19 protein-coding genes are annotated in these 19047 nt (G+C 73.3%); 12 read left to right on the top strand and 7 right to left on the bottom strand.

Going from position 1 to position 19047, the window contains the following annotated elements:
- Window positions 1–5 precede the first annotated feature (5 nt).
- The 9 genes from ACX25U_RS00675 (at window position 6) to ACX25U_RS00635 (ending at window position 9126) form a co-directional block, all read left to right on the top strand.
- Window positions 6–1661, top strand: coding sequence for a nucleotidyltransferase domain-containing protein (locus tag ACX25U_RS00675; RefSeq protein WP_454388042.1), 1656 nt, complete (start codon window positions 6–8; stop codon window positions 1659–1661).
- 26 nt (window positions 1662–1687) lie between these two features.
- Window positions 1688–2776: an SDR family oxidoreductase gene (locus ACX25U_RS00670; RefSeq protein ID WP_454388040.1), complete on the top strand. Its 1089-nt coding sequence runs from the start codon at window positions 1688–1690 to the stop codon at window positions 2774–2776.
- Window positions 2773–3720 (top strand): nucleoside-diphosphate kinase, encoded by a 948-nt coding sequence (locus ACX25U_RS00665; RefSeq protein ID WP_454388038.1) that lies wholly within the window; start codon window positions 2773–2775, stop codon window positions 3718–3720. The genes ACX25U_RS00670 and ACX25U_RS00665 overlap by 4 nt, the downstream gene beginning before the upstream one ends.
- Window positions 3721–3736: 16 nt before the next feature.
- Window positions 3737–4726 (top strand): ScbA/BarX family gamma-butyrolactone biosynthesis protein, encoded by a 990-nt coding sequence (locus tag ACX25U_RS00660; RefSeq protein ID WP_454388036.1) that lies wholly within the window; start codon window positions 3737–3739, stop codon window positions 4724–4726.
- A 1-nt stretch (window position 4727) separates the two neighbouring features.
- Window positions 4728–5627 (top strand): hypothetical protein, encoded by a 900-nt coding sequence (locus ACX25U_RS00655; RefSeq protein ID WP_454388034.1) that lies wholly within the window; start codon window positions 4728–4730, stop codon window positions 5625–5627.
- Window positions 5624–6277 carry a nitroreductase family protein gene (locus ACX25U_RS00650; RefSeq protein ID WP_454388032.1) on the top strand — a complete coding sequence of 218 codons (654 nt, stop codon included), beginning with the start codon at window positions 5624–5626 and terminating at the stop codon, window positions 6275–6277. Before ACX25U_RS00655 ends, ACX25U_RS00650 begins: the two co-directional genes overlap by 4 nt.
- Before the next feature lie 73 nt (window positions 6278–6350).
- Window positions 6351–7721, top strand: a complete 1371-nt coding sequence (locus tag ACX25U_RS00645; RefSeq protein ID WP_454388030.1) for an MFS transporter — start codon at window positions 6351–6353, stop codon at window positions 7719–7721.
- Window positions 7722–8395: 674 nt separating this feature from the next.
- Window positions 8396–8590, top strand: a complete 195-nt coding sequence (locus tag ACX25U_RS00640; RefSeq protein ID WP_454388028.1) for a hypothetical protein — start codon at window positions 8396–8398, stop codon at window positions 8588–8590.
- 41 nt (window positions 8591–8631) lie between these two features.
- Window positions 8632–9126 (top strand): ArsR/SmtB family transcription factor, encoded by a 495-nt coding sequence (locus ACX25U_RS00635; RefSeq protein ID WP_454388026.1) that lies wholly within the window; start codon window positions 8632–8634, stop codon window positions 9124–9126.
- A gap of 16 nt (window positions 9127–9142) precedes the next feature.
- Here the strand turns inward: ACX25U_RS00635 and ACX25U_RS00630 are convergent, their stop codons facing one another.
- The 6 genes from ACX25U_RS00630 to ACX25U_RS00605 all read right to left on the bottom strand — a co-directional run bounded on the left by ACX25U_RS00630 (window position 9143) and on the right by ACX25U_RS00605 (window position 14821).
- Complete coding sequence (locus ACX25U_RS00630) at window positions 9143–9622, bottom strand: (2Fe-2S)-binding protein (protein WP_454388024.1); 480 nt, start codon at window positions 9620–9622, stop codon at window positions 9143–9145.
- Window positions 9619–10518 (bottom strand): FAD binding domain-containing protein, encoded by a 900-nt coding sequence (locus ACX25U_RS00625; RefSeq protein ID WP_454388022.1) that lies wholly within the window; start codon window positions 10516–10518, stop codon window positions 9619–9621. The genes ACX25U_RS00630 and ACX25U_RS00625 overlap by 4 nt, the downstream gene beginning before the upstream one ends.
- Window positions 10515–12740 carry a xanthine dehydrogenase family protein molybdopterin-binding subunit gene (locus ACX25U_RS00620; protein WP_454388020.1) on the bottom strand — a complete coding sequence of 742 codons (2226 nt, stop codon included), beginning with the start codon at window positions 12738–12740 and terminating at the stop codon, window positions 10515–10517. Before ACX25U_RS00620 ends, ACX25U_RS00625 begins: the two co-directional genes overlap by 4 nt.
- 77 nt (window positions 12741–12817) lie before the next feature.
- Window positions 12818–13270: a YbhB/YbcL family Raf kinase inhibitor-like protein gene (locus ACX25U_RS00615; protein ID WP_454388018.1), complete on the bottom strand. Its 453-nt coding sequence runs from the start codon at window positions 13268–13270 to the stop codon at window positions 12818–12820.
- A 69-nt stretch (window positions 13271–13339) separates the two neighbouring features.
- Window positions 13340–13660, bottom strand: a complete 321-nt coding sequence (locus tag ACX25U_RS00610; protein ID WP_454388016.1) for a hypothetical protein — start codon at window positions 13658–13660, stop codon at window positions 13340–13342.
- Window positions 13661–13714: 54 nt separating this feature from the next.
- Entirely contained in the window at window positions 13715–14821 is a 1107-nt protein-coding gene (locus ACX25U_RS00605; protein WP_454388014.1) for a CapA family protein, read from the bottom strand.
- Window positions 14822–14990: 169 nt separating this feature from the next.
- Between ACX25U_RS00605 and ACX25U_RS00600 the strand changes: the two genes are divergently transcribed.
- Window positions 14991–15677 carry a trimeric intracellular cation channel family protein gene (locus ACX25U_RS00600; protein WP_454388012.1) on the top strand — a complete coding sequence of 229 codons (687 nt, stop codon included), beginning with the start codon at window positions 14991–14993 and terminating at the stop codon, window positions 15675–15677.
- A gap of 19 nt (window positions 15678–15696) precedes the next feature.
- A complete protein-coding gene (locus tag ACX25U_RS00595; RefSeq protein ID WP_454388010.1) occupies window positions 15697–16989 on the top strand; it encodes an amidohydrolase in 1293 nt (430 codons plus the stop codon).
- A 148-nt stretch (window positions 16990–17137) separates the two neighbouring features.
- Here the strand turns inward: ACX25U_RS00595 and ACX25U_RS00590 are convergent, their stop codons facing one another.
- Window positions 17138–17602, bottom strand: coding sequence for an N-acetyltransferase family protein (locus ACX25U_RS00590; protein WP_454388008.1), 465 nt, complete (start codon window positions 17600–17602; stop codon window positions 17138–17140).
- Window positions 17603–17708: 106 nt separating this feature from the next.
- Here ACX25U_RS00590 and ACX25U_RS00585 point away from each other — a divergent pair, with 106 nt between their 5' ends.
- On the top strand, window positions 17709–18989 hold the full coding sequence (locus ACX25U_RS00585) for an amidohydrolase family protein (RefSeq protein ID WP_454388006.1): 1281 nt from the start codon (window positions 17709–17711) through the stop codon (window positions 18987–18989).
- Window positions 18990–19047: the final 58 nt, after the last annotated feature.

Raw genomic sequence — 19047 nt, 5'->3', positions numbered from 1 at the left:
CATCCGTGATCCTCACCGAGGACCGACTACAAGGCCTGCTCGACAAGTCCCTCGCCGAACTGCCGCCCCGAGCCGCCGACTTCGCCGTGGTGCTCGAAGGCTCCATAGCGGAGGGGTTCGGCAACCCCTCCTCCGACATCGACTTCCTGCTCATCGGCCGGGGCGACGAAGACCTGCCGACCATGCCGTCGCTGCTCTTCGTCGGCGGCCGCCGGGTGGAGATCCGCACCCGCTCGGTACGTCAACTCGCCGACCATTTCCGCACCTTGGAGGAGCAGGCCAAACGCCCCGGCAAGCTCTGCGAGGACCTGCTCGACCGCTGTCAGCGACTGCTGCACAGCCACCCGCTGCGCGGCCACGCCCTGGTCGACGAGGTCAAGGAACTCATGCCCCGCGAGCGGTTCTCCCGCATCGCCGCCGACTGGTGGGCCCACCGGGCCCGCCAGTCCCTGCGGCACGCGGTGGCGCTGCTCTGCCTCGGCGAGACCGACGAGGCCGTCGACTGGAACCGCGCCGCACTCGTCCAGACCGTCAAGGCGTGGGCGGCCGGCCAGGGCGAGACCTACCTGGAACCCAAGTGGCTGTCCCTGCAGCTGGACCGCGCCGGCCGGCCCGACGTGCGCGACCGGTACGGGGAGCTGCACTCCACGATCCCCGCCCCCGGCGACCCGGGCGCCGCCCGCGCCCACCTCTCCGCCTGCCTCGCCTTCGCCACCGACCTCGGCCTGACCGGCGTGGCCACCGCCCCCGAACGCCTCACCGTCGAACGCGCCGCCGGTGTGACGACCTGGCAGACCGGCGAACGGGTCCACGTCGTCCGCCGACGCCGCGAGGTGTTCGCCCTCGGTGACCGCGCCGGAGCCGTCTGGCGCGGTCTCGTACCGGGCCGGTCGCTGCTCCAGGCGCTCACCGCCGCCGAGCACACCGGCGGCACCGCCCCCGGCCCGCTGCTGGCCGCGTTCTGGCGCTACGGACTGATCCGGCTGGCGTGGAAGGGCGGCGGCACCGTCGCCGCGTCGCTGCCGCTCGCCGCGCCGCCCGGCCCCGTCACGCCACCGCCCTCCACCGCACAGCCGCCGCTGTCGGTGGCCGGCGCGGCCGTCAGCGGCCCCGACGCCATCGACCTGGTACCCCTGCCCGCCGACCGGTTCGCCGCCGCCACCATGGCCCTGGTGTGGTCCAACGTCGTCGTCGAGAACGCCGTCGAGGACCTCACCGGCGCTCTCGAGCGCGGCCAGTGGCCGGTCGCCGAACTCACCGCCCGCCGCGCCGTGCACGCCGCGCTGCGCGGCCTGTTCAGCTCCTACGGCGTCAACCCGCTGCCCGCCGACTGCGACCTCGTCCACCGGATGGACCTGCTGCCGCCGGCCACCGAGCCGATCCGGACACGCGCCGGGGAACTGCTGCGCCGCACCATCGACTCACCCGGCCGCGGCGAGACCGCCCTCGCCGACCTGCGCGCCTTCGTCACGCTGGTGCGCAACGCCGCGGGCGCCGACGCCTTCCCCTCCTGCTTCGACTCTGCCGACGCCTGGCGGGCCACCTTGGAACTCGGCTACGACTGGCTGCGCATCGGAGCCCACCTGGACGCGCAACTCCCCATCGAGGAGGCCCGCGACCTGCTCGCCGGCCATGGCAGCCGGCCCCACCAGAGCGGATGACACCCAGCCCCCGGGAGGACCGACCGATGGCCGACGCGATGACGGTGCTGGTCACCGGCGCCAGCGGCTTGGTGGGCGCGGAAGTGACCGCCCGGCTCACCGCCGCGGGCCACACCGTGCTGGCGCTGCTGCACAACAAGTCCGACCTCGTACGCAACAACGGCAGAAAACTCACCCCCGGGCCCGGCACCCTCACCCCGGTCACCGGCGACATCACCCGCCCCGGCCTCGGGCTCACCGACGACGACCGGCGCCTCGCCCGGACCGCCGACCGGATCGTGCACTGCGCCGCCGTCACCGACTTCGGACTGCCCGAGGAGCGCTACGACAGCATCAACGTCTCCGGCACCCGTCACGTCCTCGACCTCGCCCTCGCCGGCCGCACCCCGCTCGTGCACGTCAGCACCGCCTACGTCTGCGGAGAACGCGACGGCACCGCGTACGAGGACGAACTCGACGTGGACCGGCACCCCGGCAACGGCTACGAGCGGAGCAAACTCATCGCGGAGACCCTGGTCCGCGAGGCCGCCGCGGAGGGCCTGCCGGTCACCGTGGTCCGCCCGAGCATCATCACCGGCGCCGCCCGTACCGGCCGCGTCCGTGACTTCAGGACCATCTATCCGGTGCTCAAGGTCTTCACCAGGGGCCTGGTACGCAGCGCCCCCGGCCACTACGACGCCGTACTCGACCTGGTTCCGGTCGATCACGTCGCCGGCCTGGTGGCCGAGGCCGCCCTCCGCTTCGCCGACGCCGAGGGCCGTACCCTGCACGCCGTCGGCCACGAGCTGACCCTGCGGGACTTCTCCGACGTCCTCGCCGAGTACCCGTCCTTCGAGGTGCCGAGGTTCGTCCCCCCGTCCGCGTTCTCCGCATCGGCCCTGCCCGGCCGTGAACGCCCCTACTACGACCGCGTCATCGCCCTCTACGACACCTACTTCCGCCGGCGCGTCCACTTCGACGACGCGCGGGCCACCGCCTTCAACGGCCGCCGGGCGCCCACGCGCGGGCGGACCCACCTGCGCCGCCTCCTCGACCACTGCCTCCGGGTCGGCTACCTCGGCACGCCCCCGCCCAAGGAGCCGGCCGCCCGCCGAACCCACGGGAGCGCCCAGTGACGCACCACCCCGAACACCCCGGGCCCGAGCACGGCATCGCCGTCTCGCCCCTGCTCACCTGCCACCCCGCCAAGCAACGCCTGTACGGCGCGGACACCTACTACCAGGAAGCCCACGAACACCTCGCCGCCCTCACCGACGACGTCCCCGGCTTCGCCCGGCACCACGCCGCGCTGCTGCTGAAGCCGGACGCCGTGGTGGCGCGCAGGCTGGAGGCGGCCGTCGAGTGGCTGACCGAACAGGACTTCCGGATCGTCGGCGCGGCGATCACCCGCCTGACCCGCACCATGATCCGTGCCCTGTGGTACTTCCAGTGGAACCTCGCCACCCCCTACCGCAGGCGGCTCGCCGCGCTCTTCCTCCAGAACGCCGACGCCCTCGTCCTCGTCGTCCGCCCCGGCCACGCCCTCGACGTCCCGGCCTCGGTGGAGCTCACCCGGCTCAAGGGCCCCACCGACCCGGACGCACGGACTCCCGGCCAGCTCCGCCACCTCCTCGGCCGCTACAGCTACCTGCTCAACCTGGCGCACACCCCCGACGAACCCGCCGACGTCCTGCGAGAGCTGGCCGTCCACTTCGACGACACCGAGCGCGACCGCCTCTTCGAGTCCGCCCTCGCGGGCGAGGACCGCACCGCGCACGCCCTGGAGCTGACCGACCGGCTCTACGCCGCCACCGAGCCCCGCGAACTCGACTTCGAACCCGCTCTCGAACGGCTGCGCCGGACACTGTCGCACCGCCATGGCCCCGACCCCGCCACCGACCCGCGCCGGCTCCTGGAATCGGCCTGGAACCAGGGAGCAGACCTGGACCCCTGGGACACCGTCATCGTCGGCTCCAGGGTGCTCCCCATGCGGCAGCCCGGCCGCGCCCCGGTGCTGGACGGAGCCGACGCCGAAGCGTGGCGCCGCCATCTGACCGCCCTCCGCGCCACGGCCCTCTGAAGGAGGAACACCCCCCATGCAGTTCGCCAGGACCCTCCCGAAGGAACTGGTCCACCGGGCCGCGATCGCCGAGGTCTTCCTGACCGACGCGAAGCACCCGAGCGAGGACGAGGTGCTGCTCGCCGCGCAGCTTCCCCGCCTGCACGCCTTCCACGACGACACCCTCGCCCCTCGTACCCACCACGACCCCCTCATGCTGCTGGAGGCGTGTCGGCAGGCCATCTTCGTCGTGGCCCACCGCTGCCTCGGCGTACCGCTGGACCACAAGTTCCTGCTGCGCGCGGTCGAGTCGGCCGTGCTCGACCCGACCGCCCTGGTGCCCGGGAACACCCCCACCGAGGCCGTCATCGCCGCCCGCATCGAAGAACGGCTCCGGAGCCGGTCCGGGATGACGGGACTGCGGCTGGCCTTCACCGTGACCGTCCGCGGGCGCCCGGCGATGTCCGCCCGCATCGACTACTCCTGGATGCGGCCGCAGAAGTGGACGCGTCTGCGGGCCGGGCGGCGCGGCGCACTCGGCCTGTCCGACCGCCCCGTCGCGCTGCGAGGACCACGCGCCGACGCCGCCCTGGTGGGCCGCCGAGACCCCGCCAACGTGGTCATCTCCCCGCCGCGCACCACGGGCGACGGCGGGAGCGCGGCCCGCCTGGTCGCCCGGACCACGCACCCGACGCTGTACGACCACTGGGTCGACCACGTGCCCGGCATGCTGGAGCTGGAGGCATGCCGGCAACTGGCCCTGACCGCCGCCGTGGCATCGGGCACGCTGCGTACGCCCACGGCGCTGCCGGTCGGCCTGTCCGCGCGGTTCCACCGCTTCGCCGAGATGGACCTGCCCGTGCTGTGCCTCACCGCCCCGGTGCAGCCCGGAGCGGACGTCGAGTGCGCCCTGCACCAGCTCGGCGCCCCGGTGGCCGAGGCCCGCATCGGCTTCGCCGACCGGGACACGGCCGACCTGGCCGGCGCGGTATCGGGCCATGTACCCGGGACAAGAGGACGGCCCTGACGTGAGTACCGTCCTCGTGTCCCACGTGCCCGCCCGGCTGGCCCGCTTCGTACTCCGCATGTTCAGGCCCCGGATCTACGCCACCTACGGACTGCTGTGGGTCCTGTCCCTGGAGGCCTCCGCGGTGTCGCTGACCGGCACGGCCTGGCGGCCGACGGGCGCCACCTGGGTGCGGGTGCCGAGCGTCGTACTGGCCCTGCTGTTCCTGCGGATGCTGGACGAGCAGAAGGACCTCGAGTACGACCGCGTGCACCACCCGGACCGGCCGCTGGTCACCGGCGCGATCACCGCCGCCGAGCTGCGCGGCGCCATGGCCGCCCTGACCGCCGTCGTGACGGGTCTGAACGCCGCCCTGTCGCCGACTGCCGTCCTGCTGATCCTGTCGGCTCTCGGCTACGCGCTGCTGCTCGCCGCCCTGGAACGCCTGTCGGCGACGGTACGCGACCGGCAGCTGCTCGACCTCGCCGTCTCCTACCCGGTGCAGATACTGCTCGGGATCTACGTGTACGGGTCGCTGGCCGCCGCCGGGACCGTCCCGGCCGACTGGCGCGCAGGGGTGCTGCTGGCGCTGTGCGCCTGCGTGTTCCTGCACTTCGAGTTCGCCCGCAAGACGGCCTGGGAGACACCGCCCGGTGCGCGCCTGTACTCGGCCGGCCTCGGCCCGCGGCGCAGCGCGACGGTCACGGCGGCCCTGGCGGTGGGGGCGGTCGCCTGCGAGGTCGTCCTGTTCCTTCCAAACGGCCCGGCCGCGCTGCTGCCCTGCCTGACGGCGGTGCTTCCGGCCTGGGGCCTGCGGCGGTTCCTGCGGGCACGCCGCGGCGGCTGGCCGCTGCCGGCCGCGACGGGCTTCGTCGTGGGTACCCACCTCGCCCTGATCGTGCGCGCGGTGGTGCTGCCGTGACCACCGAACCACCGCTGACCTGCGAGGAGTTGCTCACCACCACACGCACCGTACGAAACGGCCTGGACCTCGAGCGGGAGGTGGACCCGGAACTCGTCAAGGACTGCCTGCGCATCGCCCTTCAGGCACCCAACGGCAACAACCGCCAGAACTGGCGCTGGCTCCTGCTGACCGACCCTGAGCTCCGCGCCGACCTCGCCGAGGTGTACCGGGCCGCGTTCTACGACCGCAACGCCGCCGCCCTGCGGCGACTGGACGAACTGCCCGGGACGACCCGCTCGGTGCTCACCGGCGCCCGGCGGCTGGCCGAGCGGTTGCACCGCGTTCCCGTCCTGGTCATCCCCTGCCTTCGGTTGACCGACGGCCGGCTGCCGCCGGGCAACCAGGCCGGCCTGTGGGCGTCCCTGCTGCCCGCCGCCTGGAGCTATGCGCTGGCCGCCCGCAGCCGCGGCCTGGTCACCGCCTGGACAGCCGTCCACCTGGACCGCGAGCAGGAGGCCGCCGACCTGCTCGGCCTGCCGCCCACCGTCCGCCAGGGCGGGCTCCTGCCGACCGCGTACCCGCTGCGCACCGCCTTCCGCCCCGGACCGCGACGGCCGTTGGAGGAGGTCCTGCACCACGACGGCTGGCAGGGCGAGGAAGCCAGATGACACAAAACGGGTGCATATGTCCCATATCATGCATTTCGCACAGGGCTTCCGTGGACGGGATGGAGTTGGGGACGTGGCGTTCGCGGCTCCCGGGACGGCCCGCACGGCCCCGCTGCTGGCGGTGTGCGCCGGGTACTTCATGGTGATCCTGGACGTGACGATCATCAACGTCGCCGTGCCGGTGGTGGGCCGGGAACTGTCGGCCTCGCTCACCGGCATCCAGTGGATCACGGATGGCTACACCCTGGTCTTCGCGGGGTTCCTGATGACCGGTGGCGCGCTGGGCGACCGGCTGGGCAACCGGCGGATCTTCTGCTGGGGCGTGGCGGTGTTCACCGTGTCCTCGGCCGCGTGCGCGTTCGCGCCGAGCGCCCCCTTCCTGGTGGTGGCCCGGCTGGTGGAGGGGCTCGGCGCGGCGCTGATCGTGCCCGGCTCCCTGGCCCTGCTCCAGCGGGCCTACCCGGCGCCGGCCGCGCGCTCGCGGGCCTTCGGACTGTGGGGCTCGATGGCGGGCATCGCAGCTTCCGCGGGGCCGCTGCTGGGCGGGCTGCTGGTCTCCACGGTGGGCTGGCGGTGGGTCTTCCTCCTCAACCTGCCCGTCGGCGTGGCGTGCCTGCTGCTGACGTTGCGACACGTGACCCGCTCACCCCGGCAGACCGCCCGTGCCCTGGACTGGCCGGCGCAGTGCGCGGTCGTGGCGGCAGTGGCCCTGCTGACCGCCGCGCTCAACGAAGCCGGACGGCGCGGCTGGTCCGACCCCGCCGTTCTGGCGGGGCTGGTCCTGGCCGCGCCGGCCGTCGCGGCGTTCGCGGCGCGTGAGCGGCTGGCCCGGTTTCCCGCCCTTCCCCTGAGCATGCTGCGCGCGCCCACGATGAGCGGCGGAGCCGTCGTCGGCCTGCTGTTCAACTTCGGCTTCTACGGCATGGTGTTCACCGCCAGCCTGAATTTCCAGCGCCGGCGCGGCCTCAGCGCCCTCGAGACCGGGCTGGCGCTGTTCCCGGCGGTGGCGATGACCATGTTCGCCTCCGTCCTGTCCGGTCGGCTGACCCGCCGCACCGGCGACCGTCCGCTGGTGGTCTCCGGCATGCTCCTGGCCGCCCTGGGCCTGGCGGGCTGGGCCGCGGTGGGAGCCGACGCCCCCTATCCGCTGCTGGTGGCTCCGATGATGGCCGCGGGGTTCGGCACCTCCTTCGCCCTCACCGGCTCGACCACCACCGTGATGTCCGCTCCGCCCCCGGCCTACCGGGGGACCGCCTCCGCCCTGTTCAACACCACCCGCCAGATCGGCAGCGCCACCGGCGTGGCACTCGGTGGCAGCCTGCTCGCCACGAACAACGACCACACCACCGGCCTGCGCACCAGCATGACCATCGGCGCCCTCGCCTACCTGACCGCCGCGGGGATCGCGTGGCGGTGCGTACCGGCGAAGCACACGGAGACGTAGAGCGCCGTGCGAGCGGCGGGACCGTGCTCCCCTCCGGACGGGGCGCCGCCAAGCCGATCACGGCGCAGCCGGCTGGACTGCTGACGGCCTGTGGCGGCGGTACGGCGGGAAACGGGGGCTCGGGCGGTTCCTCTTGGTCTCCGTCGGTGACGATGGCTTCGCTTACGGCCGCTTCAGCCATCCTGCGGAGGTGGCTGAAGCGGCCACCGCGCCGACGACTCCGCGTCAGGATGAAGGCGTGAACGCCATCGCGTGGTCGGCCGTGCCCGACGCCTGTGACGAGCGGTCCGACGAACCGCCGCACCGCCGGACGGCTTTCTGCCGTGACGGACCGGTAGTAAGGCTGGAGTGGCCAACCGAATGAGAGCTTCCGAGGTGATCGTCACGTTCCGATCGAGGGCTCTCGCGTGCTTGCAACGCGCAGGCATGGTCGGCACAACCGCGGAGGTGCCACCCGGTGAGGTGGAGCGGCAGACACACGCGTGCGGTCGGTACAGCTTCGGAGCCACCATGACCACGGACCGACCATCACGGATGACCCGAACTCCCCATGAGCAGGCTCAGGGGACTCAGGGACGGCATCCCGATCCACGGGTTCTCCTCGGATGCCTGCGGCTTCTCTCTGCAGCTTGAGTGTTCGGGGTTGTACACACGTTGCTTTTGTCTGCCGAGACGTGCATTCGCCCCAGCTGTACCGATGGCGGCCGTTCGACTTCGTCGGCTGGCAGGCCGAGGCGGAAGCAGCCCTGGCCCAACTGCCCCCGCAGGTGCGGCGGGCCATGGCGCGTGGCGGCGCGTACGTCGCCCGGCAGGTCGCGGAGGAACCGCGGCGCTACGGGACCTGGCCTTCGCCCCGCACTGGGAGATAGCCAAGGCGGCCCTCGAGGCGGAGGTCGACCGTTGCGCCGGTGTGCTGGCCCGGCACGGCGCGGCCGGCCTCTTCAACTCGCTGCATCCCGGCATCGCGTGGTCCGGCGGCACGCTGCGCGTGGACAGCCGGTTCACCGTGGAGCCGGCCGTGCCCCTGGTGATCGTGGTGCCGTCACTGGTGGCGGCGCGGCCGGCCGTCGCCGTGGACCCGGTGTGCGGCGGACGCGGGCCGCCCATGGTGGCGTACCCCGTACGCGACCGGGCCACCGCTCCGGCACCGCTGTCCGCCGAGCCGGCCAGGCTGCTCGGCCCCACCCGCGCGGGCCTGCTCACGGCGCTGACACGCCCGGCCTCCACCACGCAACTCGCCGAACGCCACTACCTCAGCCCGGCCACGGTCTCCTACCACCTGGGCGTACTGCACCAGGCAGGTCTCGTCACCCGGGCCCGTTCCGGACGCACGGTCCTCCACCGCCGCACCCCGGCGGGCTCCCGGCCGGCGGGAGCCCGCCAGGTGTGCCGTACGTCCACGTGAGCGAGAAGCCCGGCGTTCAGCCGGGGGCGGGGGCCGCGCCCGCCGCGCGTCGTACGGCGCGGCGGATCGCCTCGTAACCGGTGCAGCGGCACAGGTTGGAGGTGAGCAGTTCACGCAGCCGCTCCGGGTCGTGGGCGAGGGACGGGTCGTCCTCCAGGGCGGTCGCGGCCAGCATGAGGAAGCCGGGGGTGCAGAAGCCGCACTGCAGGGCGTGTTCGGCGGTGAAGGCCGTCTGCAGGGGATGGGGGGTTCCGTCGGCCGGGGCCAGGCCCTCGACGGTGCGCACGGCACGGCCGTCGCACTGGACGGCGAACATCAGGCAGCTGCGGACCGCGGCACCGTCCACCTGCACCGTGCACGTCCCGCACACGCCCTGCTCGCATCCCAGGTGGGTGCCGGTCAGGCCGCAGTCCTCCCGCAGCGCGTCGGCCAGGGTCCGCCGGGGCTCGACCTCCAGGTGCCGTTCCTCGCCGTTGACCGTCAGGGAAATCCTCATGACCGCTCCACGATGTCGCTGATGTCGTCGAGGGCCTGCCCGAGTGCCCGCCGGACCAGGACCCGCGCCGCATGGCGCCGGTAGGCGACGCCCGCGTGGGCATCGGCCGGCGGATCGGCCACGTACGCCGAGGCCGCCGTTGCCGCCGCGGTGATCGCCCGCTCGTTCGGCGGCCGTCCGACCAGCACGTGCTCGGCGTCCCGGGCCCGCACGGGCCGGGCGGCGACACCGGCCAGCCCCAGCCGCACGTCGACGACGACGCCCTCCTCGACCAGCAGGGCGGCGGCCACGGACAGCTGGGCGAAGCTCGCGCCGGTGCGCCGGTGTTCCACGAAGGCCACGCCGGTCGCCGCGGGCAGGAGCGGGAAGCGCGCCTGCATCAGCAGTTCCCCCGGGGCCAGGGCGGTGCCGAAGGCCCCGGTGAGGAAGTCCTCGGCGGGCAGGGTGCGGCTGCCGTGGACATGGGCGAGGTCCACTTCCGCGCCCAGGGTGACGGCCAGCGTCGGCCACTCGGCGGTCGGGTGGGCGTAGGCCAGGCTGCCGAGCATGGTGCCGCGGGCGCGGATCGGCGGGTGGGCGATGAAGTGGGCCGTACGGGCCAGGAGCCGCCCCAGCGGCCCCGCCTCCACCGGACGCTCGAAGGCACGGTGGCGGACGAGCGGCCCGACGCGCAGCCACGCCCCTGTATCCGGCGTACGGCTGATCCTCAGCCGGTCGAAGCCGGGCACCGGGTTGATGTCGACCAGCCGGGCGGGACGTACGGCGCGGTGGTTCATCTCCAGCACCAGGCTCTGCCCGCCGGCCAGCACACGGGTCGTCTCCGGGGCGGCGGCCAGTTCCCGCAGCGCCTCCTCCCGCGAGCTCACCGCGGCGTACTCGAACGGCGCGGGCTTCACCGGCCCGCCTCCCAGCAGGCCTGGGGGGTGAGCGGCATTTCCAGCGCGGACGGGTCGATGCGCAGGGCGTCGGCGACGGCGTTGACGACGGCGGGCGGAGTGCCGATGCAGCCCGCCTCACCGGCCCCCTTGGCACCCAGCCGGGTGTGCGGATTGGGCGTGCGGGTCTCCTCCAGGACCACCTCCGGCATCTCCGACACGGTGGGCAGCAGGTAGTCCAGGAGGGACACCGCCCGGGGCACGCCCTCGGCGTCGTACACGGCCGCCTCGTACAGCGCCTGGCCCAGCCCCTGGGCGATCGATCCGTACGTCTGCCCGCGCACCACCAGCGGATTGACCACGGTGCCGCAGTCGTCCACGGCGACCAGCCGCAGCACCCGGACGGTGCCGAGCCCGGGATCCGCCTCGACCACGGCCACGTAGGCCCCGAAGGGGAACGCCTGCGGGGGCTCCACCTGAACCTCGGTACGCAGGGGGCGGTCCGCGGCGAGCTCCGCCGGCGTGAAGGTCCGGCCGCCCGCCCGCAGTACCCCGCCCTCGAGGACGACCGCGCCGGCGGGCAGGCCGGTCAGGGCGGCCGCGCGGCTTCGGGCCTCGGCGACCAGGTCCCGGGCGGCCCGCAGCAGTGCCTCGCCGCCGCTCTGCAGGGAGCGGGAGGCGAAGGACCCCACGCCCCGTGGCACGACGGCCGTGTCCGCCTCCACCACACGCACCCGGTGCCGGTCCACACCGAGCTCGGCGGCCACCACCTGGGCGAAGCTGGTCGCATGCCCCTGCCCGGTCGAGCAGCAGCCCGACGTCGCGGTGATGGAGCCGTCCGGGTGCGCTTCGACGGCCCCGAACTCGCCGCCCACGCCGGACCGCTCCACATAGGTGCAGATGCCCAGGCCCAGCGGAGCGCCGCCCCGGTCCCGGCGGCGGGCCTGTTCCGCGCGCCACCGCGCGTGGTCGGCGGTCTTCAGCGCCAGCTCCAGGGCCGCCGCGTAGTTCCCGCTGTCGTACCGGAAACCGGTCGGCGTGTCGTAGGGAAAGGCGTCCGATGGGACGAAGTTGCGCCGGCGCACCTCGGCCGGGTCCATGTCCAGGCGGCGTGCCAGCGCGTCGACGGTGCACTCCACCGCGTAGGCGGCCTCCGGCCGGCCCGCACCACGGTACGGGCACAGCGGCGGGGTCGTGGTCAGCACGGCCCGCGCCCGTACGCCGACGCGGGGAACGGCATAGGCGCCGCAGGCCATCCTCGCTGTCACTTCCGGCAGGAACGAGCCGGTGTGCGGATACCCGCCGACAGCGGCGTCGGTACGCATCTCCAGTGCCAGGAAGCGGCCGTCGGCGTCCGCGGCGAGCCGCACCCACTGGCTCTGCCCACGCCCGCGCGGCGCGGCCGTCAGCGCCTCCGCACGGTCCTCCACCCACCGCACCGGACGCCCCAGCCGGAGCGCGGCCAGGGCCACCACCAGGTACTCCGGCCACGTCTCGCTCTTGCCGCCGAACGCCCCGCCGACATCGGGCACCACCACGCGCACCCGCCCGCCCGGAAGGTCCAGGGCGCCGGCCAGGTCGTCGCGCAACCGGTGCGGTGCCTGGTGGGAGCACCACACGGTGATGCCACCACCGGGGTCGGGCCGGACCAGGATCGCGCGGGCCTCCAGGGAGGTGTGGCACAGAAGCGGATGCCGGTAGGCCGCCTCGACGACGACCGCCGCCCGGTCCCACACCCGCGGATCGACCGGCTCCCCGACGATGGTCTCCATGGCCACGTTCGACACGCCCGGAAACAGGCGAACCTCGTCGAGGGCGGCCCGATCGGGGTCGAGTACGGCGGGCAGGGCGTCGATCGACACGCGGGCGGCGTCCCGGCCGTCCTCGCCGAGATACCTGTTCCCGGCCACCACCACGGCCAGAGGCTCGCCCGCGTACCGGACACGGTCCGTGGCGAGGGCGGGCCAGGGCCGGTCGCGGGTCACCTCCGGGTCCATCATCACCGGTACGCGGGGCACGTCGGCGAGGTCGGCCGCCGACCACGCGCCCAGCACACCGGGGACCTGCCGCGCCGCGCCCAGGTCCACCGTCCGCACCAGGCCGTGCGCCACCGCGCTGCGCACGAAGACGGCCTCCGCGCACCCGGGCACGCGCAGATCGGCCACGAACCGGCCGCGCCCCGACAGCAGGGGGCCGTCCTCGACCCGTGTCACAGCCTCACCCACGGCGCTGGGGTCAGCCATCGACCCTCCCAGCCCAACGGTCACGACACCGTGGTCGCCGAGTACCGCCCGCGGCCACAGTCATGCGTGGGCGCCGGTCAGCGCTGATACATCCCGACGACGGTGCCGCTGGCCAGCTGCGCCGCGTCGACCGCGCGGTGCACGTCGTCGGCGGTGGCGCCGTCGGGAAGGGACACCGGCTCCGGCAGGGCGTAGAGGCGGAAGAAGTACCGGTGGGCCTCGTCACCGGCCGGCGGGTGCGGACCGCCCCAGTCCCTGTCCCCCCAGCCGTTGGCCCGGACCTGGCCGCCGGGAGGCGACTGCCCCGCGTCGAGGGTGGCGTCGGCCGGGGAAATGCCCGTGACGAGCCAGTGCACGAACGTGCCGGTGGGCGCGTCGGGGTCCTCGCAGAGCAGGAGAAGCTCCGCGGCGTCGTCGGGCACCCCCGACCAGGACAGCGGCGGAGAGACGTTCTCGCCGTCCCGTGCGTAACGTCGCGGGATCAGCGCGTGATCGTTGAATGCCGTGCTGCGCAGTTCGATACCGGCCATGTCTCAGCCATACCGCGGAAGACGGCGGCCGCGGCGCGCTTGGGGCCGAACGGCGGACAACCGTCCCCCTCAGCCGGCGCGGGTGCCGGTCCCGGGCGCGAACAGCGCCAGCTGGTCCTTGACCCAGGGATCGTAGACGGCCAGTCGTTTCGCGGCCGAGGGGTAGAACCAGGCCAGCTGGTCCGCGACCCAGGGATCCACATGCTGGTGGCCCGGGCGGTCCTCGGAGACGCGGTGAGAGGTGTCGGCCACGGGTGTCCGGGCGTTGGTGTGCCCGGCGGCCTGGGGGCCGGCCGCCGCCGCGGGGCCGCCGCCGGCGAGGAGAGCGCCACCGACGACCACGGCGGAAACGCCCGTGGTCGCGATATGCCGCATCAGCTTCTTCGTCATCCTTTTCCTCCTTGGAGAGGCATCCGATCGGTGCGGCTACCCACCTCCCTCTCCTCACACACCCACCGCTCTCAGCACGCCGCCCGGCCCCGCGGTGACGGTCACCCCCGGGCTGATCCGGCCGAGGGTCGCCCGCAGCCATGCCCGGTCCTCCTCGGCGGCGGGCTCCAGCCGCATCCGCCGGGCGCGCAGTGTCACCATGCGCAACTCCGTCAGCCGCCCCGTGTCCGCCTCGACCGAGGGGAGGTAGGCGACCCGCAGGTCGTCGCGGTACTCCTCGTAACCGGAGATGCCCTCGTAGTCGTCGATGAAGTCGCCGCAGCCGTAAAGGATCAGCCGGTCGCGGTACACCTCGACGGGGCGGGGGTGGTGCGAGGAGTGCCCGTGGACGACGTGGACACCGCCGTCGACCAGCGCGCGGGCGAAGCGGATCTGGTCCCGGGGGACGTGATATCCCCAGTTGGACCCCCAGTGCACGGAGACGACCACGAGGTCCCCGGGACGCCTGACCCGCCGTATGCGCTCGACGACCTCGGCGGCCGCCGCTGCCGTCGGCTCGGGGACGTACGCGACACCGGCCTGCCCCGCCGTCGCCGCCCAGCTCGGCGGTATGCCGCTGGACGTCATCCCCAGCGCGGACACCAGCACCCGGGCGCCGTCCGCGACCGGGCACGCCACCGGGGCGTACGCCGCCCCGGCATCCCGGCCGGCGCCCGCCGCCCGCAGTCCCGCACCGCTGAGCGAGTCGAGTGTCTCCAGAAGCCCCGCACGGCCGAAGTCGAGCGTGTGGTTGTTGGCCAGGACACAGACGTCGGGCCGGGCCACCGTGAGGGCGGGAACGTTGGCCGGGTGCATCCGGTAGTGGACCTCCTTGCCCGGAGCGAACGCGTCACCGAGCGTCACGGAGGTCTCCAGATTCACGATCCGTACGTCCGGGGCAGCCGCCTCCAGTACCCGCAGGGCCTCGCCCCACGGCCACGCCGGCGGGACCGGGGCGGGGATCGGCCCGCTCGCCGCCTCCGCCAGTTCGACGTAGGCCCGGGCGTCGCGGATCCAGCCCTCCCGCAGGGCGGGGTCGCCGGGGCACGCGAGGATCTGGTCGACGCCACGACCGAGCATCACGTCGCCGCACAGGAACAGCGTCACCACGCCGCCAGGCATGTTCCCACCGTAGTGGCCTTGCGTCGTTCCTGTGGCCGAGTCCCGACGTGCGCGCTTGCGCCGTACCGCTTTGGGTACTCCTCCGCGCGGATCAGCGCTCCCGCCGCCGGAAGGCGCCCGATCGGCCCGTGCAGTTCACTTGGAGGAGCGGAGGAAGGAAGACGGGGCCATGACCAACTGGCTCTCCCCGGGGGGCGTGGCGGAGGTGACACGCGGACTGGATCTGGCGGGCGTCTTCGCCAACGGCCTGCTCGGCGGCGTGCTCGCCCGGGGGCGCGACTTCGACCTGTTCGGGTACCTCGCCATCGGCGTCGTCTCCGGGCTGGGCGGCGGCATCATCCGCGACGTCCTGCTGCAGCACGGCACCCCCGTGGCGCTCACCGACTACGCCTACATCCCCACCGCCCTCGCCGGCACCCTGCTGGCCTTCCTCTTCGACGTGGGCAAGCAGACCACCCGCTGCCCCTTCAACGCGCTCGACGCCGCCGTTCTCAGCTTCTGGGCGGTCGCCGGCGCGCAGAAGACCCTCGACGCCGGGCTGGGCTGGCTGCCGGCCGTGCTGCTCGGCATGATCACGGCGGTGGGCGGGGGAGCGGTTCGCGACCTGCTGCTGGGCGGCACTCCGGGCATCTTCAGCGGCAACCAGCTCTACGCGTCCGTCGCCCTCCTCGTCAGCGCGGTTCTCGTGATCTGCGCGGAGCTGAAGGTCCCCACTCTCGGCATCGTGGTCGGCATCGCCGTGGGCACCGTCCTTCGGCTCACCGCCCTGCGCAAGTCGTGGGTCCTGCCCGGCGGCCGCAACTGGAAGCCGCGGTCCGGGCTCGACCGGATCCGGCGACACGGACAAGGCTCATGAGAGAGCGAGGCAACCGATCATGACCATGTCGGAGAACGGCCGCCACGGCGCGGCCTCCGCGGTCCTGGACGGGCTCGACGGCATCCGGTCCGACCTGGAGCGCGTCTACGAGGACCTGCACGCCCACCCGGAGCTCAGCCACCAGGAGCACCGGACGGCGGGGAAAGCGGCCGAACGGCTCCGGTCCTGGGGCTACCAGGTCCACGAGGGCGTCGGAGGCACCGGCGTCGTCGGTGTCCTGGCCAACGGCGACGGCCCGGTCGTCCTGCTGCGCGCGGACATGGACGCCCTCCCCGTCAAGGAGAACACAGGGCTGCCGTACGCGAGCACGGTCACCGCCCAGGACGCCTCCGGCGCCACCGTGCCGGTCGCGCACGCGTGCGGGCACGACGTGCACGTCACCTGCCTGCTGGGGGCCGCCCGGCTGATGGCGGCCTCTGAGCGGGCGTGGGCCGGCACGCTGATCGCGTTGTTCCAGCCGGGGGAGGAGACGGGCGACGGCGCGCGCGGCATGGTCGAGGACGGGCTCGCCGACCTGATCCCGAAACCGGATGTCGCCCTAGCCCAGCACGTCCTGCCCTTCCCTGCCGGACACGTCGGCACCCGTGCCGGCTCCTTCCTCTCGGCCGCCGACAGCCTGACCGTCACCCTGCACGGCCGCGGCGCCCACGGCTCCGCGCCGCAGGCCGCCGTCGACCCCGTGGTCATGGCCGCCATGACCGTCGTACGGCTGCAGACGATCGTCTCCCGCGAACTGGCCGCCACCACACCGGCCGTCGTCACCGTGGGCGCCATCAACTCCGGTACGACCGGCAACGTCATCCCGGACACCGCCGAGATCCAGCTCAACGTGCGCACGTACGACGACGCGACCCGCAAGCGGGTGCTGGACTCCGTCCGGCGGATCGTCAGGGCCGAGTGCGAGGCCTCCGGCGCCACCGCCGAGCCGGACTTCAAGGAGACCAGCCGGTTCCCGCCGACCGTGAACGACGACGGCGTCACCACGCGCATCGCCGGGGCCTTCTCCTCGTACTTCGGGGATCGCCACGGCACGAGCGACCTGATGTCCGCCAGTGAGGACTTCAGCGACGTCCCCCGCGCGCTGGGGACCCCGTTCACGTACTGGGGGATCGGCGGGATCGACCCGGACACCTACCGGGCGGCGGTGGAACGCGGCACGGTCGACCAGGACGTCCCGGTCAACCACAGTCCCCGGTTCGCCCCGGTTCGCCGGTCCGCACTGGACACGGGCGTCCGGGCGCTGGTCGTGGCCGCCCTGGAGTACGTGGGCACGGCGAACGCCACGCCGTGAGACGCCCACGGACCGGCTGAGCGTGTTCCTCGGGCGGCCGTTCCCGTGCGCCGCCCCGCAGACGAGCAGCACCGGCGCAAGGCCGACGGAGGCCACCGCCGCCCGAGCCATCAGCCCACCGGGAGGGATGCAGGCCCAAGCCGGCGCGTCACTCGCTGGTCTGCCGGTGGCTGAAGCGCATGCGGATCTTCCTGCCGTCTTCCCCGTGCCGATACACCTCTCGAAAACCGTGCCGCTGGTAGAAGGCCTGGGCACGGGTATTGACCGCCAGCACGTCAAGAACGAGAGCCCGGCCCCGCTGGGCCGCGGTGTCGATCAGGGACCGGATCAGCCGGGCACCGATGCCTCGCCCCTGGTGGCGGGGATGGAGTTCGATCAGCTCCAGGTAGACCTCGGTCGCGCGGTACTCGACGACCAATACGCCCGCGTCGACCCCGTCGACGGTGACGATCTGCCACCGCTCGGGATCGAACTTGCGCTCGTGATAAGCCCGTTGGTCCTCGTCGTCCCAACCCCGGACCGCCGCGACATAGTCGCCCAGGGCGGCCTTGTGCAGGTGGAAGCAGAACGCGCTGTCGGCCGGGGTGGCCGGTCGCAGGGCGACGGCGTTCATACGGCGATCACTCCATGGCGTTCGATGCGGATGCGCCACCCGGTGGCCGGACCCATATTCCTTATGTGGGGGAGTCCGATGACCGCAAGGCGAAGGGTCGGGGAACATGACAGGAAAAGGCGCCAACACGGACGTGGTCCTGGTCGCGGCCCAGTGGTGGGACGGGCTCGCCGAGCGGCCGGGTGGCCGTGTCGAAGCAGCTGTCCGCGGGGGACGCATCGCTGAGGTCGGGCCGAGTGTCGACCGCAGCGGCGCGGAGGTGATCGACCTCGGAGACCGTATGCTGCTCCCCGGCCTCATCGACTGCCACGTGCACACCACCATCGACCCCGCACGCCTGCTGCAGGCCTTCGTCTCGGACTCTCCCGTCGCCATCGCACTGCGCACCCTCCCGGTTCTGCGAACCCTGCTGGACCGAGGCTTCACCACGGTGCGTGACCTGGCCACGTTCGCGGGCGAGCCGATCACCCTCCACCTCCGCGACGCCGTGGCCCGTGGCCTGGTCGCCGGCCCTCGCATGATCGTCGCCCCGCACCTGATCTCCTCCCGCGGAGGACACGGCGACTTCTCCACGCTGCTCGCCTCCTCCCTGGACCGGGAGATCGGAGCGCTCGCCGACGGCTCCGCCGCGGTCGTGCGGGCCGTGCGCGAGGACATCCGCGCGGGCGCCGACTGGATCAAGTTCGGCGCCACCGGAGGGTTCGCCACCCCCGCCGACGATCCCGAACAGGTCACCTTCACCCAGGAGGAGATGAACGCGCTGGTGGCCGCCGCCGGCGACCTCGGCATCCCCTGCACCCCGCACGCCTACGGCGACGAGGGAGTGGCCCGCGCCGTACGGGCCGGAGTCCGCTCCGTCGAACACGGCAACCTCGCCTCCACCCGCACCCTGTCGCTGATGGAGGAGCGCGGAGTCTTCCTCGTGCCCACCCAGTTCATGGTCGTCGACGCGCTGGACCACCTCGACGACGACACCTACTGGCAGGGCAAGGACCCCGCCGAGCGCGAGAAGTTCACCCGCTACGCCGGCCAACTGCGCGAGAGCACCCGGAACGTGGCCACCAGCGAGGTGCGCATCGCCTTCGGCACCGATGCCGGCATGTTCCCCCACGAGAACAACTGGCGTGAGTTCCCCGCCATGGTCGAGTCCGGCATCACACCCCTACGAGCCCTGCGCAGCGCGACCAGCGTCGCCGCCGAACTCCTGAAGCGACCCGACCTGGGCAGGATCGAACCCGGCGCGACGGCGGACCTCGTCGCACTGCCCGGCAACCCCTTCGACGACATCGAGGCCATCGGCCACGTCGACTTCGTGATGAAGGCCGGCACGGTCCATCGTCGCCGGTGGGCGAGGCGGGCGGCCCGCGGTTCGGTCACGGCCGGGTGACCTGAGTTCACATGTCCTGCATGGGCGACCTATCCTGTTCCTCCTGTACTGGCACCAC

The organism is Streptomyces sp. JNUCC 63 (genome assembly GCF_054366325.1).
This window is presented reverse-complemented; position numbering and strand designations above follow the sequence as displayed.

Coding starts and splice junctions, on each gene's coding strand:
- ACX25U_RS00620 (WP_454388020.1), bottom strand. CDS start 12,740: ATGGCTGACCCCAGCGCCGTGGGTGAGGCTGTGACACGGGTCGAGGAC.
- ACX25U_RS00630 (WP_454388024.1), bottom strand. CDS start 9,622: ATGAGGATTTCCCTGACGGTCAACGGCGAGGAACGGCACCTGGAGGTC.
- ACX25U_RS00585 (WP_454388006.1), top strand. CDS start 17,709: ATGACAGGAAAAGGCGCCAACACGGACGTGGTCCTGGTCGCGGCCCAG.
- ACX25U_RS00660 (WP_454388036.1), top strand. CDS start 3,737: ATGCAGTTCGCCAGGACCCTCCCGAAGGAACTGGTCCACCGGGCCGCG.
- ACX25U_RS00595 (WP_454388010.1), top strand. CDS start 15,697: ATGACCATGTCGGAGAACGGCCGCCACGGCGCGGCCTCCGCGGTCCTG.
- ACX25U_RS00615 (WP_454388018.1), bottom strand. CDS start 13,270: ATGGCCGGTATCGAACTGCGCAGCACGGCATTCAACGATCACGCGCTG.
- ACX25U_RS00600 (WP_454388012.1), top strand. CDS start 14,991: ATGACCAACTGGCTCTCCCCGGGGGGCGTGGCGGAGGTGACACGCGGA.
- ACX25U_RS00610 (WP_454388016.1), bottom strand. CDS start 13,660: ATGACGAAGAAGCTGATGCGGCATATCGCGACCACGGGCGTTTCCGCC.
- ACX25U_RS00590 (WP_454388008.1), bottom strand. CDS start 17,602: ATGAACGCCGTCGCCCTGCGACCGGCCACCCCGGCCGACAGCGCGTTC.
- ACX25U_RS00605 (WP_454388014.1), bottom strand. CDS start 14,821: ATGCCTGGCGGCGTGGTGACGCTGTTCCTGTGCGGCGACGTGATGCTC.
- ACX25U_RS00670 (WP_454388040.1), top strand. CDS start 1,688: ATGGCCGACGCGATGACGGTGCTGGTCACCGGCGCCAGCGGCTTGGTG.